This window comes from Marinigracilibium pacificum (assembly GCF_012926615.1).
GTDB lineage: Bacteria > Bacteroidota > Bacteroidia > Cytophagales > Cyclobacteriaceae > Mangrovivirga > Mangrovivirga pacifica.
In genome coordinates this window covers 217,488-244,288 of record NZ_JABBNU010000010.1, presented here as the reverse complement: position 1 = coordinate 244,288, position 26,801 = coordinate 217,488, and the positions used below count along the sequence as shown (strand labels likewise).

At 33.8% G+C, this 26,801-nt stretch carries 23 protein-coding genes; 7 read left to right on the top strand and 16 right to left on the bottom strand.

All coding sequences use genetic code 11. The features are described 5' to 3' along the window. The first annotated feature begins 11 nt into the window (after positions 1 to 11). The gene (locus tag HH304_RS16665; protein WP_169684103.1) at positions 12 to 1,274 is read left to right on the top strand and encodes a BamA/TamA family outer membrane protein; all 1,263 of its coding nucleotides are present in this window, start codon (positions 12 to 14) and stop codon (positions 1,272 to 1,274) included. On the opposite strand, the gene HH304_RS16660 is transcribed toward HH304_RS16665, so the two are convergent. Further along, the gene (locus HH304_RS16660; RefSeq protein ID WP_169684101.1) at positions 1,271 to 1,537 is read right to left on the bottom strand and encodes a hypothetical protein; all 267 of its coding nucleotides are present in this window, start codon (positions 1,535 to 1,537) and stop codon (positions 1,271 to 1,273) included. The genes HH304_RS16665 and HH304_RS16660 overlap by 4 nt on opposite strands. A 299-nt stretch (positions 1,538 to 1,836) precedes the next feature. Between HH304_RS16660 and HH304_RS16655 the strand changes: the two genes are divergently transcribed. After that, positions 1,837 to 2,331, top strand: coding sequence for a hypothetical protein (locus HH304_RS16655; protein ID WP_169684099.1), 495 nt, complete (start codon positions 1,837 to 1,839; stop codon positions 2,329 to 2,331). Here HH304_RS16655 and HH304_RS16650 read toward each other — a convergent pair. The 11 genes from HH304_RS16650 to HH304_RS16600 form a co-directional block, all read right to left on the bottom strand. Further along, a complete protein-coding gene (locus tag HH304_RS16650; protein WP_169684097.1) occupies positions 2,322 to 2,636 on the bottom strand; it encodes a DUF5522 domain-containing protein in 315 nt (104 codons plus the stop codon). The genes HH304_RS16655 and HH304_RS16650 overlap by 10 nt on opposite strands. Before the next feature lie 50 nt (positions 2,637 to 2,686). After that, entirely contained in the window at positions 2,687 to 3,514 is an 828-nt protein-coding gene (locus tag HH304_RS16645) for a DUF4249 family protein (protein ID WP_169684095.1), read from the bottom strand. 1 nt (position 3,515) lies between these two features. Then, positions 3,516 to 5,810 (bottom strand): TonB-dependent receptor, encoded by a 2,295-nt coding sequence (locus HH304_RS16640; protein ID WP_169684093.1) that lies wholly within the window; start codon positions 5,808 to 5,810, stop codon positions 3,516 to 3,518. A gap of 111 nt (positions 5,811 to 5,921) precedes the next feature. Next, positions 5,922 to 6,398, bottom strand: coding sequence for a thioredoxin family protein (locus tag HH304_RS16635; protein ID WP_169684091.1), 477 nt, complete (start codon positions 6,396 to 6,398; stop codon positions 5,922 to 5,924). 54 nt (positions 6,399 to 6,452) lie between these two features. After that, complete coding sequence (locus HH304_RS16630; RefSeq protein WP_169684089.1) at positions 6,453 to 6,815, bottom strand: Hpt domain-containing protein; 363 nt, start codon at positions 6,813 to 6,815, stop codon at positions 6,453 to 6,455. A gap of 44 nt (positions 6,816 to 6,859) precedes the next feature. After that, a complete protein-coding gene (locus HH304_RS16625) occupies positions 6,860 to 7,726 on the bottom strand; it encodes a metal ABC transporter permease (RefSeq protein WP_169684087.1) in 867 nt (288 codons plus the stop codon). Between the two features lie 2 nt (positions 7,727 to 7,728). After that, positions 7,729 to 9,024: a metal ABC transporter permease gene (locus HH304_RS16620; protein ID WP_169684084.1), complete on the bottom strand. Its 1,296-nt coding sequence runs from the start codon at positions 9,022 to 9,024 to the stop codon at positions 7,729 to 7,731. 4 nt (positions 9,025 to 9,028) lie between these two features. Beyond that, positions 9,029 to 9,808, bottom strand: a complete 780-nt coding sequence (locus tag HH304_RS16615; protein ID WP_169684082.1) for a metal ABC transporter ATP-binding protein — start codon at positions 9,806 to 9,808, stop codon at positions 9,029 to 9,031. After that, a complete protein-coding gene (locus tag HH304_RS16610) occupies positions 9,805 to 10,722 on the bottom strand; it encodes a metal ABC transporter solute-binding protein, Zn/Mn family (protein WP_169684079.1) in 918 nt (305 codons plus the stop codon). Before HH304_RS16610 ends, HH304_RS16615 begins: the two co-directional genes overlap by 4 nt. Then, positions 10,707 to 11,363: a metal-dependent transcriptional regulator gene (locus HH304_RS16605; RefSeq protein ID WP_169684076.1), complete on the bottom strand. Its 657-nt coding sequence runs from the start codon at positions 11,361 to 11,363 to the stop codon at positions 10,707 to 10,709. Before HH304_RS16605 ends, HH304_RS16610 begins: the two co-directional genes overlap by 16 nt. Before the next feature lie 135 nt (positions 11,364 to 11,498). Next, entirely contained in the window at positions 11,499 to 12,587 is a 1,089-nt protein-coding gene (locus HH304_RS16600) for a glycosyltransferase family protein (protein WP_169684074.1), read from the bottom strand. A 23-nt stretch (positions 12,588 to 12,610) separates the two neighbouring features. On the opposite strand from HH304_RS16600, the gene HH304_RS16595 reads away from it, so the two are divergent. Both HH304_RS16595 and HH304_RS16590 read left to right on the top strand, forming a co-directional pair. Further along, positions 12,611 to 13,426, top strand: coding sequence for a 2,3,4,5-tetrahydropyridine-2,6-dicarboxylate N-succinyltransferase (locus tag HH304_RS16595; protein WP_169684071.1), 816 nt, complete (start codon positions 12,611 to 12,613; stop codon positions 13,424 to 13,426). A 151-nt stretch (positions 13,427 to 13,577) separates the two neighbouring features. Beyond that, positions 13,578 to 15,272, top strand: coding sequence for a DEAD/DEAH box helicase (locus tag HH304_RS16590; RefSeq protein WP_169684069.1), 1,695 nt, complete (start codon positions 13,578 to 13,580; stop codon positions 15,270 to 15,272). Positions 15,273 to 15,385: 113 nt separating this feature from the next. Here the strand turns inward: HH304_RS16590 and HH304_RS16585 are convergent, their stop codons facing one another. Beyond that, on the bottom strand, positions 15,386 to 16,225 hold the full coding sequence (locus tag HH304_RS16585) for a prephenate dehydrogenase (RefSeq protein WP_169684066.1): 840 nt from the start codon (positions 16,223 to 16,225) through the stop codon (positions 15,386 to 15,388). Further along, positions 16,225 to 17,400, bottom strand: a complete 1,176-nt coding sequence (locus HH304_RS16580) for a pyridoxal phosphate-dependent aminotransferase (RefSeq protein WP_169684062.1) — start codon at positions 17,398 to 17,400, stop codon at positions 16,225 to 16,227. The genes HH304_RS16585 and HH304_RS16580 overlap by 1 nt, the downstream gene beginning before the upstream one ends. Before the next feature lie 366 nt (positions 17,401 to 17,766). On the opposite strand from HH304_RS16580, the gene pta reads away from it, so the two are divergent. Together pta and HH304_RS16570 are read left to right on the top strand one after the other, a co-directional pair. Beyond that, positions 17,767 to 19,863 (top strand): phosphate acetyltransferase, encoded by a 2,097-nt coding sequence (gene pta / locus HH304_RS16575; RefSeq protein WP_169684060.1) that lies wholly within the window; start codon positions 17,767 to 17,769, stop codon positions 19,861 to 19,863. Continuing rightward, complete coding sequence (locus HH304_RS16570; RefSeq protein ID WP_169684058.1) at positions 19,860 to 21,065, top strand: acetate/propionate family kinase; 1,206 nt, start codon at positions 19,860 to 19,862, stop codon at positions 21,063 to 21,065. The genes pta and HH304_RS16570 overlap by 4 nt, the downstream gene beginning before the upstream one ends. On the opposite strand, the gene HH304_RS16565 is transcribed toward HH304_RS16570, so the two are convergent. Together HH304_RS16565 and HH304_RS16560 are read right to left on the bottom strand one after the other, a co-directional pair. Further along, positions 21,062 to 22,198, bottom strand: coding sequence for a sensor histidine kinase (locus HH304_RS16565; protein WP_169684055.1), 1,137 nt, complete (start codon positions 22,196 to 22,198; stop codon positions 21,062 to 21,064). The genes HH304_RS16570 and HH304_RS16565 overlap by 4 nt on opposite strands. A 145-nt stretch (positions 22,199 to 22,343) precedes the next feature. Then, positions 22,344 to 25,658 (bottom strand): ATP-binding protein, encoded by a 3,315-nt coding sequence (locus HH304_RS16560; RefSeq protein WP_333908764.1) that lies wholly within the window; start codon positions 25,656 to 25,658, stop codon positions 22,344 to 22,346. 355 nt (positions 25,659 to 26,013) lie between these two features. Between HH304_RS16560 and HH304_RS16555 the strand changes: the two genes are divergently transcribed. Further along, on the top strand, positions 26,014 to 26,799 hold the full coding sequence (locus tag HH304_RS16555; protein WP_169684051.1) for an SOS response-associated peptidase: 786 nt from the start codon (positions 26,014 to 26,016) through the stop codon (positions 26,797 to 26,799). Positions 26,800 to 26,801 lie beyond the last annotated feature (2 nt).

Here is a 26,801-nt window from a genome sequence, read left to right as displayed (position 1 = left end):
GTTATTTTTTGATGAATAATCCACAGAAAATCAAAGCTGTATTTATTTTTCTTTGTTTCACCTTTATGCTGCCTATGATTGGTCAGGAAAAGGATTCTGTTACGTCAGATAATGAGCAAATTAAAAAGGGGAAGCTATATTTTACTCCTCTTCCTGCTATAGCATCAAATCCTACATCAGGTTTTATTTACGGAGTTGCTGCATCCGGAGGAATGTATCTTGGCGATCCAAATGATACTCGGATTTCCTCTGCATTTCTTGCCTTGACTTATTCAACCAAAAAACAATTGGCCTTAATTTTAAAAAGCAATGTCTTTTCTAATAAGGAAAAATGGAATTTTCTAGGCGATTGGAGATACCTTATTACAAATCAACCCACTTATGGCTTGGGCACTGGTCCTCAAAGTGAAAAGCCTGTAGGGAATGGAATAACTATAAATGGAATTACCAGCCAGCCTATTCCAGATGATCAAATGATGTTTTTTAGTCTGGTAAGGTTTCATGAAACAGCATTTAGAAAGGTAAAGGACAATTTCTATTTGGGTTTAGGATATCACCTGGATTACCATTTTGATATAGATGACGTAGAGTTAGATGTTGATAATTCAGAGGGAGAGGGGATAAAATATACGAGTCATTATAAATATAGCGTTGATAATGGTTTTAACCCTGAAGAATATTGGTTGTCAGGAATAAGCTTAAATGCTGCTTATGATAGCAGAGATAATGCGATTAATCCATATAAAGGTATGTATTCGTTAATCACATTTCGAGTGAATCCTGAATTTTTAGGAAGTGATAAGAATTCAACAAGCTTGTGGGCCGAATTTAGAGATTATTATAGTTTATCCAAGAAGAAACCAAGACACCTTTTGGCTATTTGGTTGTATACAAATATTCAAACAAGTGGCACCCTTCCATACATGAATTTACCAGCTGTAGGATGGGATGTTTATGGTAGATCCGGAAGGGCATATACACAGGGTAGATTCAGAGGCGAAAATGTTGGTTATGCTGAAATGGAATATAGAGTACCTCTTCCTCCGATCTTAAAAAAATATCCTGATCTGTTGGGATTGGTTGCGTTTGTGAATGCAACAACAGCTTCTAGCAAACCAGCAGGAATCAAATTTATGGATAATATAGATCCTGCAGCAGGTTTGGGTCTCAGGGTTATGCTAAATTCTAAAAGCAGGGCAAATGTTACAATAGATTATGCCTGGGGTAAATATGGAGAAAGAGGGTTATATTTTAATCTAAACGAAACGTTTTAGATCATATACAAATCATCCATTCTGTAAATGTGCTTCTGTAATTGCCATTTAACCCATGTAATAAGCTTTTCCTGATCTTTTGGTTCTAATAATTGTGTGTTTAAAACGCTTAAAAGATGTTCAAAATGATCATCACTTATATTTTGTGTATCTCCACTATTAATGTCTATAACATAATAATTGAAGGTGTATTTGTTGTTTATCCGATGACTTTGCTTAACCATTAGAAGGCTTTCACTTTTCCAGCAATTTATCTGTTCCATAGTTTTTTTGTTTGTTCAAAATTGCCTTTTGATTGTTAACTCATTTGGAATTGCATGTTTTTATCATGTTAAATATTGCGAAATAGTTAATGATTTGATTATAATGATTAGTTTTAAAAGAATATATTTAGAATACCTAATATTTTATCAATTTTATAATTAATTAAATTGATACTAGTTTGATCACGAAATAAATGTTACATTTGGTTAGGGCGCTAAGATTATCATTCCAATAATCATGATGATTCATGATTCTTTTATAATTAAGGAGTATTTTTGACAAAACATTCTGACTTGAAATGAACAGTATTAAATTTTTCAGAACACAAAATGGATTTTGCTATTTGAGTGAAGAAGAAATAATCATCTCAGACAAGGATAGTGCTAGTATTATTTTGGCAAATGATTTTAAGCTTACCAAAACATTTAACTTAATGTTTTATGGAGTCTTTTCTATCGGAATGTTATTTCTGGCCTATGAATATTATCAAAACACCAAATTAATCCCGGTAATTTTGTTTTCTCTCTTGAGTCTTTATTTTGCTTACGGTTTATTTGATTGTATAATCAATGTAGCAATAAAGAAAATAAAAAAGCAGGATATAACTCATGTTTCATTTCAAAAGGGAATTACTGGGTTGACAAGATCCAAGTTTGTCGTACATTTCAATGACGGTGTGAAAATCAGAAAGAGAAATATATATTTAGCAGATACTTTATTTAATATGACCGATTATCAACCTGTTATTGATTTATTAAAAGATGCAGGTTATATAGAAATGGATCAGTTATAGGGGCAATGTCTGCAACCATTTTCGCAGCAATATCCTTTTTTAACATGGAAGTATTCTGTTAGCACCATAAGTCCATTTTCATAATAGAAATCCAGACCTTCAATAAGCTTATTATTTCTCCAATTCTTATCAAAAAGGTAGTTTTCCTTTTCTTTACTTTTGATCAGATTAATTTCTTGAGATAATTTACTGTCCAAACAGTTATTACAGATCTGCTCTGGCAAAGCAAGTTTTTCAACCAATACTTTATTCGGAATTTCTATTTTGCTATTTGAGAGAGAAGTTGAACAGATATCACAATTCATTTTCTAAAATTTCTGCAAATTAACTGGATTTGGTTCTGAACTTAAACTACTTACTCAGGAAATATTATATGAATGTCTGGTTGATGTAAGGTAAAAATGCCTAATCCATTATTAATATTGGTATTATAAGTGATGGGATCTGATAATTCCTCAATTAGAATAAACTGCTGACTTTTCCTTTGATCGAGAAACTCAAAATATGTTTGATCAATATTTGACAAGGAAATCAAAATTGTATCTTGAGGTTGAAAATCTTTGAAAGGTATAGTAAAGGATCCGGAAATTCTTTGATCTAATGTATCAATCGCATCTTCGATTAATTCAACATATGGTGTCTCAAGAATAAAGAAATCACTCGATAACTCCTTTACATTTATCATATACCAATTTTTTCCAATTGGATCATTTATTTCATAGTTAACTTGTAATAACGTGTCAAATTCAGTTTTCTTTAAATTAGATTCTAGTCTGGCAAAACCTACCTTTTCCATAAGCTCAGCAGTGGAGGATACAGCTTTACCATTGAATGGGTTTTCAAACTCAATTTTGTATTCTTCCCCTGGTAATTTTGGTATGGTTGGGCTGTAATAAACTCCATTAAGATATTCATCGAGAGAATATTCCATTCCTGATACATAAACTTTAATATATAATTCTTTTAAAAATAATGATCTGACAAGAGAGTCAAGTTCATCATCTGAAACTCTAGTTTCAACCGGGAAATTTTGGGTAATAATAAGGTTAAGAAAAGATTCAGCAGTATTAAAATTAGTTACTACAGGTTGTCTTTTGAGATCAGGAATATTATCAACAGGTAACGGATCAGGTATACAGCCTATCAAAAGCATTAGTATCAATATGTAGAATAATTTAGTCATATTAAAATTCGGCTATAATATTTAACGTTGGTAAAAAGCCCAAAAGCCCTGGTTGCTCATATTTATATTTTCCGGAATTTGTGTCATAAACAACATCAATTGCAACCGGAGAAGTTCGGTTATAAACATTATACAAATTGAGCATGAATTTCCAGTCGATATTTCTTTTAGTTTCAGGTGAAAAAGAGATATTCAAATCTAATCTATGTGTATCGTTCAATGATACACTATTTCTTTTTGGATATTGCGGAATTAAATCAATACCAGTCATCGAAGAGTTTATTGTTGCATAATATCCGAGAATAGGAGTAAACCTTGCACCGCTAATAAACTCCCAGACTGCTGATACATTCCATTTGTTGTTTATATTATATTGATTTGTGAAAATAAGGTTATGTCTTCTATCATACCTAGCCCGAAATTCCTCTCCATTGTTAATTTTATCAAATTGGCGATTAGACCATGATAAGGTATATGAAAGATTAGATAACCATTTACCCTGAGTTTTTTGCAAGAAAATTTCCCAACCATAAGAATTACCCTGGCCCTGGATAAGTCTGGATTCAAAATCATTGTTTAATGTTAGGTTTGTTCCTTCTTCAAATTCAATGAGGTTGTTCATCTTTTTATAAAACAGATCCGACTTTATTACCAATGGTATTTTTTTTGATGACCATATCATACCAAAATTTAACTGGTCAGCAATTTGAGGTCTTATAGATGTGGTTACCGGATACCATAAATCTGTTGGTAGTGTAAATGCACTGCTGGATACACGGTGTAAATATTGAACCATCCTTGAATAAGAAGAATTAAATGCTAAATTGTCACTTGCATCTAATGTTATGGATACTCTGGGTTCCGGATTAAAGTAAAATATATTTTTAGACAAAATAACATTACTTAATCTCATCCCGATATCTAAAGTGAATTTTGATTTTTGAAATTGAATATCACTGTAGGCAGACCATTCAATTACTTCTTTTGATTTTCCGGATGAGGAGGGAAGATAAGATGATATCTCTCCTGAAGTATTTATCAGGTTAGGTGATATGTCATGATTTATTATTTCATATCCAAAATTGAATTGACTAAAAACATTGCTTTTCAATTGTAAATGATGCTTGATGCCATACTCTTTTAGGTCAGAAACAGCACTTAGTATGTTATCTTCAAACTTACTATTGATCTTATATTTAAACTCAGTAACGTATATATTAAGTATACTTAATAATTTTCTGTTAAGATTGCCTCTTATCTTTAGAGTATGTGTATAATTTTGAAGAATAAAGTCAGTTTTGTTTTCAGAACTGTCATTTCTGTTTCTTCTGAGTTTCATCACATCCTCACCCATATAAAAGTGATATGAGGCAGTGAAATTTTTATTTATTTTAAAGTCAAGCTGTGCATTTAGATCATAGAAGAAATAAGGCACATCAAAATTGAAAAGGGTTCCTAGCTGATCAATATACGTTCTTCTTCCAGCAATAAGGATATTTATTTTATCCTTAAATACTGGACCTTCAGCTTTAATTGAAGAAGAAATTGTTCCAAGGTTCACCTTATAATTCCAGTGATCCTGATCTAAAGGTTTTGAATTTATATCTATTATTGAAGAAAGTCGCCCTCCATATTTCGCAGGAAAAGCTCCTGTATAAAGACTTACATTCTCTATTACTTCAGGATTAAAAACAGAAAGAAATCCGAAAAGGTGTCCGGTGGTAAATACAGGTGCACCGTTAAAAATAATAAGGTTTTGGTCAGCATCACCACCTCTGACAAAAATATCTGAGGATCCTTCAATTCCTTTCACAGTCCCGGGAAGGAGGGTTAAAGACTTTATTATGTCAGCTTCACCAGTTAACGAAGGTAAATTATTTAACTGAGCAGCATCAATGGTGTATTTGTTATTACTTATTTCTTTTATTACCTGATTTTTATTTAATCGTTGTCCATAAACTGCAACTTCTTTAAGGTTTGTATTTATAGGAGCCAGGTAAACCACAGGATTTGACTGGCTAATGAAATGCTCAACAGTAAATTCAGTATGAGAATAACCGATAAAGGATACTTTTATTGAGTCATTGATAGAAGATATTTTTAAAGTAAAAAAACCTACTGAATCAGCTATAGTACCTGATTGGGTGTTTTTTACAAAAATGTGACAAAAAGGGATGGGGTCACCTGTTTCAGAATCGATTACTTTACCACTTACAAAGGTATTCTGTGCATTAATCACTTGAAAAATGCATACATATATGACTGCTGATAACACCAATGTAGTAAATCGAACCATGAAGATTGATTTAAGTATGAAAGAACAGGCATATTGTTAGGTCGTATATATAATATAGTAATAAAAAAGGGCAACTGATAACAGCTGCCCTTTATTTTCGGTTAATATTTTTTAGTTAGCATCTTGCTCTTGAGAAGGGGCAAAATTCATTTCGTCAATTTTTTTTAGAATCTTGACAAATTCATCTGCTTTTCTAAATCCTGGTACTGGATAAACAGTTGTCATTTTTTCATCCATGAAAACAATTGTAGGGTAGGAGTTGACTCTGAATGATCTTGCAAGACCTACACCTGAAGCCATTTGTCCCATGAAGTTAAAATTTTCCTGGCTCTCAGCATCAAGCTTTACAGCATAATAGTTCTCGTTTACAAAGTCTATCACCTTTTGATCTGAAAAGGTATCTCTGTCCATCACTTTACACCAACCACACCAATCAGTATAAACATCAAAAAAGATCTTTCTTGGTTCTTCGTTTATCTTAGCTTCTAGTTCTGCAGGAGTGAGCCAATTAATCTTACTGTCCTGAGCAATAATATCACTTGCACTAAAAGTTAAGGTTAAAACAAAAAGACTTAGCAGTATTCTCATAATATTAAGTTTGTATATATAACGCTGTGAAATCAAAAAAGATACCAAAGAAACTCAGTTTCCTCTAAGTATTGTAAGTTTTTCACGTATTTCTTCTATAATTACTGGTTCTATCGCTATAATTTCTTCGATTTCTCCTATTACAACCTCCAATTCACCTCCGTTAGATAAATGATTCTGTACTTTTTTTGCAAGGTCTCCATAATGAATGGTACCAAGTGTATAAAAAGTAGGCTTGATTTTATGAATGGCTTGTTTTGATGCCTCTGCATCTTTAATCTTTAATGCTTTTCTTATCTCTTCGGTAATTTTGGGAATCTCCTGCATAGAAATGTTTAAAATCTCCATGGTGAATTCAGGATCCTGGTAAGCCACTTTCCTTACTTGATTCAAGTCGATTAATTCATTCTCTGACATTCGGTATTAGATTTTCATACAATGTACAAATTTTTACAGATTTCTCATTCAGTAACAGGAACAATCACTTTTTTGTTCATTGCTTTAGTAAAGCAAAATACAATTAAAAACATTGTGCCACAAACGGTAATCATTGCTCCGGCTACTGATACATTAAATAAATATGCTAAATAATATCCTGCTACCGAAGTTATTAATGCTAAGATGGTAGTTATAAATAACATTTTGCTCATTTTATTGCTGATCAAGTATGCCGTTGCAGGAGGAATTATCAATAAACCAACCACCAGTACTGCACCAACAGATTCAAAACTTGATACTGCAGTATAACTTACAAGACCCATCAAAACATAGTGCCACACTACAGGTTTTATTCCTATAGACTGAGCAAATTCAGGATTAAACGATGTAATTAATAATTCCTTGTAAAAACTGAAAGTAACAACTACTATTAACAATGTATTTAACCCGATTAGCCATAACGCTGTTGGTCCCATTGTTATGCCTCCAGACGTCACCCAGACATTAAATGGAATATAAATTATTTCTCCATATAATACGCATTGCTCATCTATGTCAACGTCATCAGCAAAAGCTGTTAATAATATAATGCCTATAGCAAATAGAAAGGTAAAGCTGTATCCTATGGCAGCATCGACAGGTAGTTTTCCTTTTCTGCTTAGAAATTCAATCATTACTGTAACAAGTACACCAATAATTCCGGCACCAATCATCATAAACAAGTTTTCCCTGCTTCCGGAAATCATAAATGCCAATACTATTCCAGGTAAAACAGCATGAGATATAGCATCTCCTATCATGGCCATTTTTCTCAATACAAGAAAACTACCAAGCATTCCACAATTAAATGCTACTAAAAATCCAGCCAATATAATTATTAACGCATCCATGGTTATTTTTTTGCTTTGCGAGGTATTATTGTCTTATGCGGGTCTGATTCTGGGTATCCCAATTCTTTTTCAAGCTTAGCTTCAAGTTCAGGAGTAATAACATGTTCTATTGCTTCAGCATCATCATGAACGTGATCTGGAGCAATTCTTAAATATGTAGCAAGATAAGCTTCCCATAAGCGGTGTAAACGCACTATTCTCTGACCTTCATTCATTCCGTTATTAGTCAGTTTTATATCCCCACTTATTAAGTATTCTAAATAATCGCTCGATTTAAGCTCTTTTAGTTTGTTGTTGAACTCAGATCTGGATAAAGAATATCTGGAATGAGCCAGATCAAGAGGTATTGGGCATTGTAGTGATCCTTTTTCCTCACAAATCTTATAAAGTAATTTGAGTATGTTTTCCCTGTGGATTTTATTTCTGTTTTTTCTTTGATTCATCCATTTGCTAATAATACCTGTCTCAGGGGCTATTAAAAATGAAAACAAAGCAATAAGGCTAAGTGTAACTACCACCCATGGGCCGGTCGGCATCTGAGGCGCAGAGTAGGAGATAAGAACTCCTATTCCACCGGATACTCCAGCAGTAAGCGATGATATTATTAATAGTTTGTTGATATTATTCGTCCAGAATCTTGCTGCTGCCGCAGGTGTAATAACCAGTGCGGACATCAGGATTACACCAACTGATTGAATTCCTGATACTATTGCCATTACATAAAGTCCGGTAAGTATATTGTTAATGAGGTTTACTTTCAATCCGGATGTTCTGGCAAAATCCATATCAAATGATACAAGAGTGAACTCCTTTTTAAAGAGCAGAACTGCTATGATTATGGTTATTGAAAGAAAAATGAATAGATAGATATCTTTTTTTACAAGAGTAGCGGCTTTTCCAAATATGAAATCTTCCAACCCGCTTTGTCCTGAGTAACCACTTTGTTGAATAAATGTCAGGCAAACAATTCCAATACCAAAAAAGAAAGTTAAAACAAATCCGATGGCAGTGTCTTTACTGACTTTAGGATGCTCTGAAAGTTTAACAACAAGGTACTGTGATATCAAGCCTGATATAAAAGCACCGGTGAGTAATACAGGCAGTGATTTTACCTGAATAAGCATAAATGCGATTGCTACACCTGGAAGAACTGAGTGAGAAATAGCGTCACCGATTAAAGCTTTTCGTTGAAGGTAGGCAAAAGTACCTGCCAATCCTGCGGAAAAGCTCAAAAGAATGCAACCCAATAATACATATTGAACATTAGGGTCACTTAGGATGTATATAATTTCTTTCATTAAATTATTTTTCCCTTTGTGGCATTTGCTTTTTACTAAGCATTTGCCCTACCTCATTTAACAAAGTAAGCTTGCCGCCATAGGTCTCATTAAGATTTTGCTCTACAAATACTTCATTGGTTTCACCACAAGCCACGAGTCGCTGGTTAAGCATCATTACCCAGTCAAAAAAGTCCATTACTGTTTGTAGGTCATGGTGAACTACCACAACAGTTTTACCTTGACTGCTCATTTCTTTAAGGAGATTTAATATTGCTTTTTCAGTTGAGGCATCAACACCTGCAAACGGTTCATCCATGAGGTATATGTCTGCATCCTGAATTAATGCTCTTGCAATAAATACCCGTTGTTGTTGCCCACCACTGAGCTGAGAAATCTGACGGTCTTTAAACTGGTACATACCCACCTTTTCGAGAGCAATTTTTGCCCGTTCTTTATCTTTAGCTCCTGGCGATTTAAATAACCCAATCTTTTTATACCTGCCCATTAGTACGACATCCATTACAGTTACGGGGAATTGCCAGTCTACTGATTCACGCTGAGGAACGTAAGCTACTCTTTCCCTAACCTTATCTAGCGGGGAATCAAAAAACAGTATATTTCCACTTGCAGGTTTTAATAGTCCCATCATAGCTTTGATAAGAGTGCTTTTACCAGCTCCATTGGGTCCGATAATACCTATAATCTTTCCGGATGGAAGGTGAGCATCAATATTCCATAATACCGGTTTGCGGTTATATGCAACCACGAGATCATGGATTTCTATAGCAGTTTGATCTTTCATTTTAATGAATTGACTATTGTATTAACATTGTGTCTTACCATTCCATCGTATGTGCCTTCAGGAGTATTGTCTGCGCCCATTGCATCAGAAAACAATGTTCCACCGATTTTAACATTATGTCCTTTTTCTTTACAGCCTTCTACTACTGCCCTAAGGCTCTTTTCCGATACAGAGCTTTCAACAAATACAGCTTTTATTTTGTTTGATGTTATAAATTCAGTCAGGTCGGTTATGTCTCTTAGTCCTGGTTCTGATCTGGTCGAAATGCCTTGAAGTCCTCTTACCTCAATGTCATAGGCCATACCAAAATACCCAAATGCATCATGTGCAGTGATCATTACCCGGTGGTCTTTTGGAATTGTGGCTATTGAGTTTAAAACCCAGCTATGAAGTTCATCCAAATTATTAAGATATTTAGAGGCGTTCTTACTGTAGTACTCTTTGTTCTCAGGATCTTTCTCTGCTAAGGTGTTTTTAACAGTCTCTACTGCATTTTTCCATAAGGAAACATCAAACCAGATATGAGGGTCGTAAGTACCGCCAAAATCCTTGCTTTCCTTTAATAAGGACTTGTCTATTCCTGAAGAAATAGCAATTACAGGTTTGCTTTTAGCTAATTTTTCAAAAGTTTCCTGCATTTTACCTTCAAGGTGAAGACCATTATAGAATATAACATCAGCCTCTCGCATTTTTATAAGGTCATTTTGAGTTGCTTTATAAAGATGAGGATCAACTCCAGGCCCCATAAGGTATTGTGCATTAACCTTTTCACCTCCGATATTTAATGCGATATCATATATCATTCCGGTGGTGGATAAAATAATTATTTTTTCCTTTTCATTAGTCTTTTCAGAACTTGAACAGGAAATAATTAATACTGAAATCAGTAAACTTATAATTAATCGGTAACCCATATATTTTCAGATACTTCTTTAGATACATTTATTTTAATTTCACCATCTAATAATAGTTGCATTGATTGATCAAACTCGAGCTTTTCTAATGCCTTTAATGGTGTTCCAATGCTAATTCCAAGCTTGCTACAATATTGAAGAAAGGCTGGGTTGTCGTCTGATACGGCAACAACAACAGCTTCACATCCCTGATCAAGGTCTTTGAGCATAATCTTAGCCTTATCTTTAATTACGCCAAATTCATCAGGAATAGGATCGCCATGAGGATCAAAACTCGGAAATCCTAAAAACTCATCAAGACGCTTTATAAGTAGGGGGGATTTGATGTGTTCGAGTTGCTCTGCAACATCATGGACTTCATCCCATTTGAATTTTAAGTGGTTTACCAGGAACACTTCCCATAGCCTGTGTTTGCGAATAATTTTTAAAGCTTCTTTTTTTCCCTCTTCAGATACATTCACTCCTTTGTATCGTCTGTATTCAACAAGGTTCTTTATAGATAGTTTTTTTAGCATATCACTTACTGATGCTGCTTTTGTATGAAGCGAATCAGCAATCGAATTAGTCGAAACTTCCTGTTCACCACCTGCAGAAAGATGGTAGATAGCTTTTAGGTAATTTTCTTCAGTGTAGCTGAGCATTTTGTTAATTTCATTTTTGTAAAAATATATATTTAGATTTATCTAAAAAAATATTTATCAATAAATAAAACAGCTTATTTGGTTGATTTTTGAAGATTTTATACTGAATTAGTGAAGACTAAAATAAAATTTTAATTAATCTAAATTATTAAAAAACTCAATTAATGATGTTTTGTCGGCCTCGAAGAAGACTGTATTGTAGGATTGTGGTTTATAGAACTTTATTTTTGATATATCATCTTGATTATCAGGGTTAAAACCTATCTCAATGAGATTAGTAGCTTTAAAGAAATGGTTCCATGATGCATTTGATCTGCTGATAATGATTTTACCATTTGCTGCCGCTTCAAATAGTTTTGTGGGTAGTTTACCTTTAAAAGCAGAAGTATTTAAATAAGGGGATAAGACATACTTACATTTCTTCAATTCAATAGAAAGTAATCGATGTGGGATTGGTGTTCTGCTAATAAAAACATTAATGGTTGGATTTTCGGCACATTCTTTTAAAAGGGCCTTAATATAAGCATGGTTGTGGCATTGTCCGATGATGGTTAATGAAGGTTCATTAAACTGCTGTGATGCCGATTTATACCACCTTATGGCATCTATTGTTCCATGAAGGTTAGATAGAGTACCGGAAATTAAGAATTTGTCAACAGTATTAGTGGCTACAGACTTATCTAGGGGTAGTATTGCTTTGTTCTCGTAGAATAGTTTAGGAGAGGAGTTGTTAATATTTAGTTGGTCAAAATATACTGGTTCTGCACTAATGTAAGCGTTTGCTTGCTGGATTAATGTCCTTTCCACTTTTGATATTAATGACGATTTTTTTGAGGGTTTATTGAGATTCTTTGATTTTCTGGAGTCATAGTTTAGGCTATAATTTTCTCGTATGTCGTATACCAAATATGAGCCAAATATTATTTGGTATACTCGCATAACTATCAGTGTTTCAGTATTGGTAGCTATACAAATCTCAGGCTTTACTTTAATAAGTATTCTTAATACATAAAGTAAAGCTTTAAGTCGATTTTTGATATTATATCCGGCTTTTGGAATTTCAAAGAAATTTATATTTGAATAGACGGGTTTGAATTTTGATGGAAATCCAACGACGTAAATTGTATATTTGTGAACCTCTGCCAGAGGCGCAGCAATCTTGTCTGTCATTCTGGTATCATCAACCGGTTTGGTTGTGGAGGCAATTAGAATTTTTCTATTCATGGAATAAAAGTATAAAAAAAACAATGACTGAATTACAAAAAGTAATTGAAGAAGCCTGGGAAAATAGAGAATTGCTTAAAGAAAGCAGTACACAAAAGGCAATTGAAGAAGTTATTGAATTACTCGATAAGGGAAATTTACGAACTGCAGAGCCTGTTGGTGATGACTGGCAGGTAAATGACTGGGTTAAGAAAGCGGTAATTCTGTATTTCCCGATACGAAAAATGGAACGAATAGAGGTTGGTCCTTTCGAATTCCATGATAAGATGATGCTAAAATCTGATTATGATAAACTTGGAGTAAGAGTAGTACCTCATGCAGTTGCACGTTATGGCGCTTACATTTCCAAGGGGGTTGTATTGATGCCATCATATGTTAATATTGGTGCATATGTAGATGAAGGGACAATGGTAGATACATGGGCAACTGTAGGAAGTTGTGCTCAAATTGGAAAGCATGTACATTTAAGTGGAGGAGTAGGAATTGGTGGAGTTCTCGAGCCAGTACAAGCATCACCTGTAATAGTTGAGGATGGAGCGTTTATAGGTTCAAGGTGTATCCTTGTAGAGGGAGTTAAAGTAGGGAAGGAAGCAGTGTTAGGAGCGAACGTTACCTTAACCGGATCTACAAAAATTATTGATGTAACAAAAGAAGAGCCTGTAATTTACAAAGGTTACGTACCTCCAAGGTCAGTAGTAATTCCCGGATCATATACAAAAGAATTTCCAGCAGGGAATTATCAGGTTCCTGCAGCATTGATTATTGGTCAGCGAAAGGCAAGCACTGACCTTAAGACTTCTCTAAATGATGCCTTAAGAGAAAACGATGTAGCGGTATAAACTAGCTGAAACAGAGATAAAACCGGGTGATTTCATCCGGTTTTTTTGTTTATTTTAATGAAAATCTAACTTTGTAATTAATATTTGAAATAAATTCATTAATTAATTTAAAAAATTATATCTTTGCAGCTTCAAAAATATAAATATTCTATTGAGACAATTTATTGATTTGGGTCTTTCTCCTGTGATCGTTCAGGCGATCGAAAAACTTGGTTTTGAAGACCCCACTCCGATTCAAAGGGAAGCAATCCCTTTTCTATTAGCAAATCAAAAGGATATAACAGCGTTGGCACAGACCGGCACCGGTAAAACGGCTGCATTCGGTTTACCGTTACTTGAGAAGGTTGATTCTTCAAGAAGTAACACCCAGGGCTTAATCCTTGTGCCTACGCGTGAATTGGGGCAGCAAGTATCTCAACAACTTAAGCAATTTGCAGCATTTGCCAAGCAGGTAAATATTGAGGTTGTTTATGGAGGTGCTTCGATTGAGCAGCAAATAAGAGCGCTGCGCAAAGCTCCGCATATAATAATAGCAACGCCTGGGAGACTTATTGACTTGATCAACAGAAGAAAGGTTGATCTTACGCAAGTAAACTATGTTGTTTTAGATGAAGCCGATGAAATGTTAAATATGGGCTTTAAGGAGGATATTGATACTATCCTTGAAACAACACCAGAAAACAAAAATACTTGGTTATTTTCAGCTACGATGTCTACTGGTATTAGAAGAATTGCTTCTAATTACCTTAATAATCCTCATGAGATCAAGATTGATGCTCAGGAGACTGTTAACGAAGGTATCACTCATGCATTTGTTGAAACTAATCGTGAAACACGTGTAGACATCATCAAAAATATCCTGATGATCGAAAGTGAAGCGGGAGGAATTTTATTCTGTCGTACAAAAGCTGAATCTGAAGAAGTTGGACAAGAGCTTCAAAATGCAGGAATTAAGTCGGAAGTTCTTCACGGAGGATTTACTCAGGCTCACCGTGACAAGGTGATGAAGAAGTTCAGAGAAAAGAAAATTCAACTTCTTGTGGCTACTGATGTTGCAGCTAGAGGAATTGATGTTAAAGATATCGGCTATGTTTTCAACTTTGGTATTCCAGATAATGTTGAATTCTATACTCACCGTAGTGGCCGTACAGCCAGAGCTGGATCTAAAGGTACTTCAATTGTATTTATCGGTCGAAGAGACAGATCTAAGTTAAAGAATCTGGCAAGAAGACTAAGAATTGACTTCGAACAGTTCCAAATGCCTGATGTAAATAAGGTAGTTGAAGAAAAACTGGTCAATTGGATTGAAGAACTTCAAAAGAAGTCTGAAAAGGCTGAGAAAAGAATTCCTGCTGATATCATTAATGATGTTACCAAGAAACTTAACCACTTTTCAAGAGAGCAATTGATTTCTATGCTTATTGATTCTGATTTCGGAAAGCTATATAAAGCTTTAGATCAAATCAAAAAGATCGAAGAAAAGAGATGCTCAGAAGAAATCAATGGTAAAAGAGAGGGTAGAGGCAGAAATGATAGAAATGACAGATCAGACAGATCAGACAGGTCTGAAAGATCTAGAAATTCTAGCCAGCCATCAAGAGGAGACAGAAACTATCCTAGATACTTTATCAATCTTGGTAAAATGGATAGTATGAATAAAAAGGATCTTGCAATGTTTATTAGTCAACAAGCAGGTATCCCTCAAAGAGATCTAGTATCGATTGATATTTTCAGAACTCACTCTTATTTTTCTGTAAATAAGAAGTTTACTGATAGAATTGCTTCTTCAATGAGAGGTATTGAAGTAAATGGTAGAAAGCTAAGAGTTAATCCTGATAATGTTTAATCAGTAGAAATACTCCAATAAAAAAAGAGGCTGTTAAATTAAACAGCCTCTTTTTTTATCTTTTTCTTTAACCTGATTATTAGGAATACTTAATAATTTAGCTTGAATTCGACTTATTTTAATATTTTACGGATTTTACCGGCATCTGTAATTAATTCTTTAAGTGATTCATCACTTGATTCAATCAATGCATCTTTAATTCGCTGCAATTGATTTTGATATTCCTCAACTGCAATCAGTAAATTTCTTTTATTAGACAAAAAGATTGATGTCCAGGTATCCGGATTACTCTTGGCAAGTCTGACCGTGGAAGCAAAACCAGATCCACTTAGATTGAGTATTTGTTCATCATTTTTTTCAATTTCAAGGGCTGTAAGGCTTAATGCGAAAGAAGATACATGTGATAGGTGTGACACATAAGCAAGGTGCTTGTCATGTTCTTCAGATGTCATATAAAGTAACTGCATTCCAAGAGAACTAAATAATTGTAATGCTATTGTTTTTGCTCTCTCATTACTTTTCTCAATATCGCAGAAGATCATTTTTTTACCTGAAAATAAATCTGGGAGTGCAGCTGATGGTCCGCTAAACTCAGTTCCGGCTATCGGGTGTCCTGCCACAAATCGATCTCTAAATTCATGACTATCTATGTTTGAGCAAATGTCTTTTTTTGTGGAACCGCAATCAATGATTATCTGATCAGATGAAGTTTTAGAAAGTGTTAAATTGACTAAATGGTCAATATGCTCAACAGGTGTACAAATAATAATTACATCACAATTATCAGTTAAATCATCTAATTTATCTGTGAAATCACTAATAAGCCCAAATTCATGAGCTTTTTCAGTATGATTCCTGTTTTTATCAAATCCTGTTACATTGTGTCCATTTTTTTGAAGGGAAAGGCCTAGCGATCCTCCTATCAATCCCAATCCTATTATACCAATATTCATTATACTACTTTTTTATTAGGTATACTTAATATTTTGTTTATTGCTTCTGAAAGCACATTTAGATTTGAACACAAGGAAATTCTTATAAATCCATTACCTCTTGATCCAAAAACACTTCCCGGGGTTATAAATATTCCGGTTGCATCAAGCAGGTAGTCAGATAGTTCTTCACCAGATTTAAAATAATCAGGTATTTTAGCCCAAATAAACATTCCTGCACTTGATTTGCTATACGTACAATTCAATAAGTCTAGAATTTCAAGGGCCAATTCCTTTCTTTTGAAATATTCATTATTGAGATCTTTAAACCAACTGACACCAGCTTGTAAAGCACTTACTGCAGCCATTTGTAAAGGAAGAAACATCCCGGAATCCATATTTGTCTTAAATCGTAAAACGTTATTGATATGATCTTCACTGGATATCATATATCCGATTCTCCAGCCTGCCATATTATGAGACTTAGATAGGGAATTTAATTCGATAAGGTTTGGATGTATTCCTTCGACCTGTAAAGCACTAACTGGATTATCATTTAAAATAAAAGAGTATGGATTATCATTAACTACCAAAACATTGTATTTAGTTGCAATCTTTAAAATGCTTTTGAAAAGTTCAATATTAGCCATGGCGCCAGTTGGCATATGAGGGTAATTCAGAAATAAAACCTTTACAGAATGATTATTTATAAGGTATTCTAAATAAGAAGTGTTAATTATCCAATTTTCTTCTTCATTAAGATCATAAGAAACAGGAATAGCTCCAGCCATTCTTGTAACTGCTTCGTAGGTAGGGTAACCAGGATTAGGAATCAATGCAACATCACCTTCTTCAAGGTAGGTCATTGCAATGTGCATCAGGCCTTCTTTTGAACCTATCAAAGGAAGTACATTGTCAGAATTAATATCCGTTAAATAGTTTTCGTTATAGAAATTGGCTATTGCTTTTCTGAATTCGGGAAGGCCTCTGTATGACTGATAACCATGCGTATCGATTCGGCCACTTTCTCTGATAAGAGATAGAACTGCCGATTCAGGTGGTGGTAAATCGGGGCTTCCAATACCCAGATTGATAATTTTAATACCATTCTCTTTCATTTCATTGAGTTGTTTCAATTTCGTTGAGAAGTAGTATTCTTTTTGGTTACCTAATCTGCTTGCTAATTTGATCTGCATAATTTTAAAAGTAAGGGCAAAAAAAAAGAGGCCTCAAGGGCCTCTTCCATAAATATTTAGACATATCTAACTATTACGAGCACCCTTTGGGTTTCGGGAAATAGTAATAGTAGTAATATGTTGCTGTCATTGTCATTGAATGCAATAAATGAACTTTTAATTAAAATAAAAAGATAATTCTAAATTAATTGAAGATTAATAGTGGGTATTGTTAATTAACAGGGCTGATAATTGTGAAATTAATAAAAATTAGCCTGATATATTTCTCAATATTATATGATATATATCTTATAAAAACCGACTATTATCTCACTCAATTCCATAATCTATTGTTATTTTTAAATAAGCAAGATTGACATCAACGATATGGCAGGATCTATCTATTTAACCACTTCAGAATCAGGGTGCGGAAAGTCTTTGGTACTATTAGGCATTTCTGAAATACTTCTCAGAAAGACAAACAAAATTGGAATATTCAGACCTTTCATTAGCCGTCGAGGTGAAATCAGAGATAAAAATATTGAATTAATACTGAAGCATTTCAACTTACAATTGAATTATGAAGATACTTATGCTTTTTATCTTGATGAAGGTTTACGGCTAATTCAGGAAGGTAAAAAGGATTGGGTAATTGAAAAGGTAATAGAGAAGTTTAAAGCAATAGAAGAAAAATGTGACTTTGTAATTTGTGAAGGCTCTGATTTTTCTGTTGATAGTGTTTCTTTTGAATTTGATATTAATGCAACTCTTGCAAAGAATCTTGGATGCCCTGTAATGGTCGTCGGAAAAGGTACCGGAAGAAATCTTGAAGAAACACTAAATCCTTTATTCCTGGCATATGATAGTTTCATCAATAAAGGTTGCAGGGTGATGGGTGTTATAATAAATAAAGTTTCAGATCAGAATTTGCAACCGTTATTAGATACGTTAAATAATCGAATTCCTGATGAATCTATAATAAAGGCAGTTATTCCGAATAACAGAATTCTTGAAAGTCCAACACTCCGGGAAATTGCTGAACAATTGAATGCTGAAGTGTTATATGGTGAAGAGAGGTTAGAAAATCAAGCTTATAATATAACTACTGCGGCAATGCAGGTTCAAAATGTTTTACCAAGACTGGTAGAGAATAGCCTGGTCATAACTCCTGGTGATCGTGCTGATGTCATTCTGGGAGTGTTACAAGCACATGCGTCTGTTAATTATCCTCCTTTAGCAGGTATTTTGTTAAGTACAGGGTTTAAACCAGACCATGCTATTGACAATCTATTAAGAGGTATCTCACAGATAATTCCGATATTATCGGTAAAGACTAATACTTATGAAACTGTATCAAATTATAATAAAATTCACTCATATATTACTCATGATAATGCCTTGAAGATAAAAACAAGCATGTCAATTTTCGAGAAATACATTGATACAGATAAACTCGAAAAAGAATTGTCTGATATCCGCAGTGAAGGTCTTACTCCAAAAATGTTTGAATATCAGCTTACGCAAAAAGCAAAATCTCAACGAAAGAGAATTGTTCTACCTGAAGGAGATGATCCACGGGTACTAAAAGCTGCTGCTATATTATCCGAAAGAGATATTGTGGATTTGATATTGGTTGGAGACGAAGATGAGTTAAGGCAAAAGGCTAATAAATTATCTATATCGCTTGATTTTAATAAGGTTTTAGTTACTAACCCAAAAATAAATTCTAAAACGCCACAATATATTAATAAGATAGTAGAATTGAGACAGCATAAAGGCGTAAACCATGATATGGCTAAAGATCTTATTAATGATGTATCGTATTTTGCTACTATGATGGTTTTGGAAGGAGATGCAGATGGAATGGTAAGTGGAGCGGTACATACTACTCAACATACTATCAGACCTGCACTTCAGCTAATAAAAACCAAGCCGGAATATAATGTCGTTTCTTCCGTGTTTTTTATGAGTCTGGCTGATCGTGTATTAGTATATGGTGACTGTGCGGTCAATCCTAATCCTAATGCTGAAGAACTCGCTGAAATCGCTATAGCTTCTGCAGAAACCAGTCGTAATTTTGGAATTGAGCCAAAAGTTGCGATGTTAAGTTACAGTAGTGGGGACAGTGGTAAAGGAGAAGAAGTTGAAAAAGTTAGGAAAGCTACAGAAATAGTTAAAAGCAAAGTTCCGGATCTGGCAATTGATGGCCCTATTCAATATGATGCAGCCGTTGATACTTCAGTAGGAGCTAAGAAGCTGCCGGGGTCACCTGTAGCTGGTAAAGCCACCGTACTTATTTTTCCGGATCTTAATACCGGGAATAATACTTACAAAGCTGTTCAAAGAGAAACCGGAGCAATCGCAATCGGACCGGTATTACAAGGTTTGAATAAACCTGTTAACGATCTTAGCCGTGGCTGTAAGGTTGACGATATTGTAAATACAGTAATAATTACCGCAATTCAATCTCAAGATTATAAATGAAGATATTAGTTTTAAACTCAGGAAGTTCGTCAATCAAATATAAGTTTTTTGAACTTGAAGGTGAAAGTTATAAAGTACTGGCAGAAGGAATGGTTGACAGGCTTGGAATAGCCGGATCCATATTGAAATACACTAGAATTAATGGTGATGAGGAGCATTCAAAAAAAATAGAAACTGATATTCCTAATCATGAAGCAGGATTGAAAATGATAGCTGAAGTGCTAATGGATAATGAATTTGGTGTTATCAAGAGTGCTGAAGAAGTTGATGCTATTGGACATAGAGTCGTTCATGGTGGAGAGAAGTTTTCCGGGCAAATGGTTATTGATGAGTCAGTGAAGAAACAAATTAAAAACTTATTTGAATTGGCTCCGCTTCATAATCCTCCTAACTATACAGGGATTGAAGTTTGTGAAAAGGTTTTTCCCGGTGTAAAACAAGTTGGTGTTTTTGATACAGCTTTTCATCAGTCTATACCTGAAGTAGCTTTCCGATATGCTATACCGGAAGAGTGGTACAAAAAATACCATGTCAGAGCTTATGGTTTTCATGGTACGTCTCACAGGTATGTGTCAGAAAAAGCCAGGAAAATACTCGGAACTAAAAATTCCTCCCGAATGATTACCCTTCATCTTGGTAATGGCGCTAGTATGGCAGCAATAAAAGATGGTAAATGTGTAGATACTTCAATGGGGTTTTCACCTTTGGCTGGGTTAATAATGGGTACAAGAAGTGGAGATCTTGATCCAACGATACCTCTTTATATGGTTTCAAATTATGGGATAGCTGCCGATGAGGTAGACAGGATACTAAATAAGGAAAGTGGTTTAGCTGGTATTGCCGGAGAAAGTGATATGCGTGATCTTGAGGATAGGATGAAAAATGGAGATAAAATGGCAACATTAGCCATTGAGATGTATGTATATAGAATTAAACGATACATTGGTTCATTTGCATCTGTTATGAATGGATTAGATGCCATGGTGTTTACAGCAGGAGTAGGAGAGAACAGTGATTATATAAGGGACCTTATTTGCAAAGATTTGGAATATTTTGGTGTTAATATAGATGGCGATTTGAATCAAATAAGGAATGATGAAGCTAGATTAATCAGTTCAGAAAAGAGTAAGGTAAAATTGATGGTAGTACCAACAAATGAAGAATTGGCTATTGCCCAAAGAACTGTAGAGGTTCTATCTTAATTTTCTTCAGATGTAACGACAGGGAGTTCGACAAAGAAAGTCGTACCCTTGTTGGTTTTACTTGTTACAGAAATATTGCCATTAATTTTAATTAATGCTTCTTTAACAATGTATAGGCCAAGTCCTGAACCATTGTTAATATCAGAACCACGGTAAAACATATCAAATATTTTATCCAAATGACCTTTTTCAATGCCAGTTCCATTATCTTCTATCTCAAGGATGATTTTAGAATTATCTGTTGATTTATAAACATCTATCTTTATAAAAGGAATTTCATTTCTATGGAATGCATGAAATTTTATGGCGTTTGAAATAAGGTTATTAAGAATGATTTTTAACCTCAATTGATCACTGTTAATGACTTTTAGATTCTCAGGAATAGAAATCTTTACATCAATCTTTTCAAATCCATTATGAAATGAGTGATTTTCCAGTATCGACTGAATGAGTTCTTCGAGTTGGATTTCTTCATATTCAACTTCCTGCCTTGTATTTCGGCTAAAGTTTATAATCTCGACAATAAATTCATCGAGTTTATGGACACTTTTTTCCATCAGATTGAGATATTGAGTCATCTGTGGTTCTTTGGTATCCAATTTAGCCACATTTATTAAGCCTAATAAGGATTTTAAAGGTGCAGAAAGATCATGAGATGCACTATACACAAATCTGTCTAATTCTTGATTTGTCTTTTGAAGTTCATGATATTGCTTTGTAAGTAATTTATCAGCTTCCTTTTTAGCCTTTACTAACTTCCATTCCCTTAGTGTGCGGTTAACAATACGTGGAAGTTCCTGAAATACTGATTCTGATTTGACTACATAGTCAATAGCTCCCTTTTTTATTGCGTCTACAGCAATGTGCTCATCACCTTGACTAGTCATTAAAATAACAGGAACGTCTCTCTCTGATAAGACATTTGAATCAAGCAAGTCAATTCCTTCACCATCTGGTAGAAGGTAATCAGTTATTATCAGGTCAAGATTATTCTTGTTAATATGGTCTAATGCTGAATTTAGTGAGTTTACAGATTCAACTTTGAAATTTTCAGATCTTTCCAGAAACCTCTTGATTAACTCAGCATGAGCTATTTCGTCTTCAACCAATAAAATATTTATCGTTTCCTGCATTTGAATGATGTGGAAAATTAATGACCAGATCTAAATTTCTACAATATGTTTAAATTAATGAATTAATTGGTTTTTATTATAGGTAAAACCACAATTTCAAAATAATAATTTTAAACAATCGGAAATAAAAACACAGAAACAATAATTAATTGGATATTTCTAGGTTTTTGGGTTTATAGGGCGATTTTGGTTTTTTATTAATTGTGAAATAAAAGGTGGAGCCTCTTCTTGGACCTTCAGACTCTACCCAGATGGCACCATCATGCATGGTAACGATTTTTTCTACAAGTGCAAGTCCAATTCCTGTTCCTTCAACATTATTTTCAAGTCTATCGAAAAGTTTAAAGATTCTTTCCTGGTGTTCTTTTACAATACCCGAACCATTATCTTTTACGAAATATACTTTGTTACCATCAATAATATCTGTACCTATTTCAACTATTGGCTCATCTTGAGAACCCATATATTTCAATGCATTCTCAATAAGGTTTTGAAAAACTTGAAGTAATCTTGATTTATCGCCATAAATTATATCTTCAGAATCATATGACTTTATAATTTTTGCGTTCTTATTGTTTATATGGCCTTTTACAGCATATAATGACTCCTCTACAATGTCATCCAATTCAGTATGATCAAAATTATTTACCACCATACCAATTCTTGACAATTCTAAAAGGTCATTAATCAGAGTTTGCATTCTTCCGGTCGCTTTTTCCAGATTTAATAAATCACTATCAACCTGTGATAAATTACCGTTGCCCAAATCATGCTTTAGAATAGAAACAAACCCTTGGATAGTTACCAATGGACTTTTTAAATCATGTGAAACGGTATAAGTAAACTTCTCCATTTCCTCATTTTTCAATTGCAGTTCCTTATTGATATCTTCAAGCTGATCTTTCTTGAAGGCTAATTCGTGAGTATGAATTCGTATTTGCTTTTCAAGGTGAATTTTTTGAGCCTTTATTTTTCTGATTCTTAGATATACATAAGAAGTTATTAGTGTACCAATTATGATGATACTCAAAGCATAAAACCAGATGGTTTTCCAGAATGGAGGCTTAACTATTATTACTACACTAGTTACTTTTGAGTTTTCTGGTAAAATTTTATTAATAGCCTTTACCTCAAAGATGTATCTTCCTGGCTCAAGGTTTGTGTAGGTTACATCTGTTCTTTCACCAATTTCAATCCAATCTGCATCAAAATTAACCATGCGGTAAGCGTAGTTTATGTTTTTATCAGGACTATTAATTATTGAAGTCCATTTAAAACTTATGACACTATGGTTGTAATTAAGGCGGATTGTATCAACAAAGCTTATTGATTCCTTAATCAGGCTACTGTCGCTAGGGAAGATTTTATTATTGAATAAAAGAAAATCAGTCAAAATAGGGGTTGGTGAATTATCATATGATTTTACCGAGTCAGTGTGGAAATATGTTATTCCTCCTAATCCACCGAAAAATACTCTTTTTGATATAGGACTGTAATAAGATGTATTCTCATTAAACTCCTGAATACTAATCCCATCACTTTTATCAAAATTGATGAATTGTTCTTTTTTGATGTCAAATCTTGCAATTCCCAGATCAGAAGATACCCAGATATGATCATTATTATCAATAATTACATCATAAATGATATTTATAGGGAGCCCTTCCTTGGTATTGTAAATATGAATTTCACTTGAATTTGGGTTATATTTTGTAAGTCCAAGCTCAGTTGCCAACCATAGCACCCCATTTTTATCTTTCTTGATATCAAAAATATCAACATCTTTTAAAGAGTGTTGGTCTGATTCAACAAATGAGAATGTGTTCCCTTCATTATAATCTCTTTTTATTAATCCCATCGGAGTACCCAGATAAATTATCGAGTCTCTCGAATTCACATGAGCAGTATTTAGACCATAGGTTAATAATAGTGTGTCAAGTGAACTATTAAATAAAATTTCTTCTAATTTACCAGTCTGTTTATTTAGCCTATTTAAGTTATATGAAGAAACTGTATAAATGTTTTGCTCTTCATCACTAAATATATCAGTAACATAATTCAAATAACTACCCTTGTAGGTTGCTTCTTCGTGGTATATGTTTTTAAAGGTGCCGGCTTCTTCATCAAACAAGTTTAAACCCCTTTGGGTACCAACATATATTTCGTTAGTAGCTGGAAACCTTTTAACTATTGTAATTGAATTAAACGATATACTATTTTCATCTGTACTATCATGTTTAAAATACTGATATTCACCAGACTTTTTATTGTAAACATTTAAGCCATTGTTATCAGTTCCAATTAGAATATTCTTCTCACTTTCTGAAACTCCCCATACAGTTTGATCATTTAAACCTTTATTTGGGTTGGAAGAGTAACTTATATTTTCGAAACCGATTTGGTCAGCATAAATAACATGTACTCCATTAAGTGTTGAAAGCCAAATGTTGTCGTGAGAATCCTGATATATATTATAAACCTGATTACTTTTTAAAGAAAAGGCACCTTCCTCGTTTTGAGGATAATTGGTAGTCTTTCCTGTTTTCGGATCATAAACTATCAATCCATATGTATCTGTACCAAATAAATATAAATCTCTAAGACTATCGTAGTGAGTCTCTATTATAAGCATTCCATTTTCTTCATAAATGGGAGTGATCTCTGCTTTATTGGTGTTTAATATATATGCGCCTTGATAATAGGATGTTATTATAGCTGTTGAATCAGAAAGCTTATCAAAATCAGCAACCAGGAGGTTCCTGTCTTTTAATTTGTTTTCCTTAACAGTATCTAGCTCAAATGTATTAGTATTAATGAATTTTAATCCGGAGCCTGTACTAACAACAAGCTCTTCACCTATCAGATCAAATCCAATAATAGAGGAATATTTATGCTTAATAGCTTCTTTTTCAGAATTACTAATAGTTTCTACTGTTCCAGTTTTTTTATCTATTATTGATAAGTATCCATTATATCCAGCAACAATTAATTTGTCACCATTAATTTCGGTTACATCAACTATATATCTTCCGGAAAACAGGACAGAATCAGTATTTACATTTTTGTAATTTTGAAAGTATTCATGCTTGTAGTCATAAATACTTAAGCCATTATGAGTACAAATAGCAATTTTATTATCCGAAAGTTTCTTGATTTTTCTTATTCCATTACTTGGAATTGAATGAATAGTATCTTGGTTGAATCTGAAAATCTGAAAATTTTTCCCGTCATATTTATTCAACCCATTTTGGGTGCCTATCCAAATGAAACCAAGGTCATCTTCAATAATATCAGAAACAGCTGTTTGAGATAACCCATCTTTTACAGAAAGGTGGTGGAATTTATACTCATTTTGAGCAATTACTGTAGAATTTCTCAATAAAAAGAGAAGAGAAACTACTAAGTAAAGTTTAAAAAAATATTTATAGTTACCCATTGACACCATCACTACTATATACACTTACATACATAAGAGGTAAACCCCCATGTAATAAAATTTGGCACGATTTATGAAAAACGATCTTATTAGCTCTTGATTCTATTAAAATCTATTTGCTAATATAATGACAATATTTACTTAATCAACAATTAATTCAATAACTCTAATTTTGAACTAAAATTGAAATGAAAAATATCACAGAAAGAATTTTAATTAGTACATTTTCTGCCTTGATTGCTTCTTTGTTCTATGTTTTATCGATTACAGATAGAATACTTTTTAGAAGACGAGTTGAGAGAAACTCTAATATTTAGGTATGTACTATTCTTTGGCTAAAATCATTGTTTATCGACCATCTTTGGGCTAATTTCAGACCATGTGTGGTCGTTATGTACAAGTTTTTAGTGTTGACCAGGTTAAAAAAGAATTACCTGCAATAATAGTTCCTTCTTCCTTTAAAGGAGTTCAAAATTACAATACTTCTCCTACTCAACTAGTTACAGTTGTCCAAGAAGCAGATACCCCGGTTTTGAATGAAATAAGATGGGGTTTGTTACCTCCTTGGGAATCAGATCATAAAAAAACAGGCTTATTTAATATACGAGCGGAGACAATTACCGAACCATGGAAACAAAAACCTGGTTATGCTCGATTTATTGGATCAATTTTATCAGAAAACAGATGTTTATTTCTTGCAAATGGATTTTATGAATGGGCTGCAGGGAAACCTCCAAGACAGCCTTATTTTATTTATTCAAAGAATGAATTGGCTGAACAGGGATTAATCACTTTCGCCGGATTAACATATGAATGGGTAAATAAGAATACAGGTGAAATAATGAAAACAGGAGGGATTTTGACCAGGCCGGCTAACGAACTACTAAAAAAAGTCAGCCACGACCGAATGCCTGTTATTTTAGATGATAATTTGAGGAACATTTGGCTTAAACCAAATGTTGATCCAGGTGAATTAAAAGATATTGTTAAGTACCAGAAAGAAGCTAAAGAAATGAATGCATTTCCTGTTGGAAGAATTGGAAGAGAGAACTCACCTTCACTTTTGGTACCTGCAGGAAATACAGTATATTCGGAAAGTGAAATACAAATTAATGAACAATTGTCACTGCTAGGGATGGGTGGCAGACGAAACAACCCCAGATAACT

What these genes read in the sequence shown, in the direction of transcription:
- HH304_RS16665 (WP_169684103.1), top strand. Translation starts at nt 12, where the DNA reads ATGAATAATCCACAGAAAATCAAAGCTGTATTTATTTTTCTTTGTTTC.
- HH304_RS16660 (WP_169684101.1), bottom strand. Translation starts at nt 1,537, where the DNA reads ATGGAACAGATAAATTGCTGGAAAAGTGAAAGCCTTCTAATGGTTAAG.
- HH304_RS16655 (WP_169684099.1), top strand. Translation starts at nt 1,837, where the DNA reads ATGAACAGTATTAAATTTTTCAGAACACAAAATGGATTTTGCTATTTG.
- HH304_RS16650 (WP_169684097.1), bottom strand. Translation starts at nt 2,636, where the DNA reads ATGAATTGTGATATCTGTTCAACTTCTCTCTCAAATAGCAAAATAGAA.
- HH304_RS16645 (WP_169684095.1), bottom strand. Translation starts at nt 3,514, where the DNA reads ATGACTAAATTATTCTACATATTGATACTAATGCTTTTGATAGGCTGT.
- HH304_RS16640 (WP_169684093.1), bottom strand. Translation starts at nt 5,810, where the DNA reads ATGGTTCGATTTACTACATTGGTGTTATCAGCAGTCATATATGTATGC.
- HH304_RS16635 (WP_169684091.1), bottom strand. Translation starts at nt 6,398, where the DNA reads ATGAGAATACTGCTAAGTCTTTTTGTTTTAACCTTAACTTTTAGTGCA.
- HH304_RS16630 (WP_169684089.1), bottom strand. Translation starts at nt 6,815, where the DNA reads ATGTCAGAGAATGAATTAATCGACTTGAATCAAGTAAGGAAAGTGGCT.
- HH304_RS16625 (WP_169684087.1), bottom strand. Translation starts at nt 7,726, where the DNA reads ATGGATGCGTTAATAATTATATTGGCTGGATTTTTAGTAGCATTTAAT.
- HH304_RS16620 (WP_169684084.1), bottom strand. Translation starts at nt 9,024, where the DNA reads ATGAAAGAAATTATATACATCCTAAGTGACCCTAATGTTCAATATGTA.
- HH304_RS16615 (WP_169684082.1), bottom strand. Translation starts at nt 9,808, where the DNA reads ATGAAAGATCAAACTGCTATAGAAATCCATGATCTCGTGGTTGCATAT.
- HH304_RS16610 (WP_169684079.1), bottom strand. Translation starts at nt 10,722, where the DNA reads ATGGGTTACCGATTAATTATAAGTTTACTGATTTCAGTATTAATTATT.
- HH304_RS16605 (WP_169684076.1), bottom strand. Translation starts at nt 11,363, where the DNA reads ATGCTCAGCTACACTGAAGAAAATTACCTAAAAGCTATCTACCATCTT.
- HH304_RS16600 (WP_169684074.1), bottom strand. Translation starts at nt 12,587, where the DNA reads ATGAATAGAAAAATTCTAATTGCCTCCACAACCAAACCGGTTGATGAT.
- HH304_RS16595 (WP_169684071.1), top strand. Translation starts at nt 12,611, where the DNA reads ATGACTGAATTACAAAAAGTAATTGAAGAAGCCTGGGAAAATAGAGAA.
- HH304_RS16585 (WP_169684066.1), bottom strand. Translation starts at nt 16,225, where the DNA reads ATGAATATTGGTATAATAGGATTGGGATTGATAGGAGGATCGCTAGGC.
- HH304_RS16580 (WP_169684062.1), bottom strand. Translation starts at nt 17,400, where the DNA reads ATGCAGATCAAATTAGCAAGCAGATTAGGTAACCAAAAAGAATACTAC.
- pta (WP_169684060.1), top strand. Translation starts at nt 17,767, where the DNA reads ATGGCAGGATCTATCTATTTAACCACTTCAGAATCAGGGTGCGGAAAG.
- HH304_RS16570 (WP_169684058.1), top strand. Translation starts at nt 19,860, where the DNA reads ATGAAGATATTAGTTTTAAACTCAGGAAGTTCGTCAATCAAATATAAG.
- HH304_RS16565 (WP_169684055.1), bottom strand. Translation starts at nt 22,198, where the DNA reads ATGCAGGAAACGATAAATATTTTATTGGTTGAAGACGAAATAGCTCAT.
- HH304_RS16555 (WP_169684051.1), top strand. Translation starts at nt 26,014, where the DNA reads ATGTGTGGTCGTTATGTACAAGTTTTTAGTGTTGACCAGGTTAAAAAA.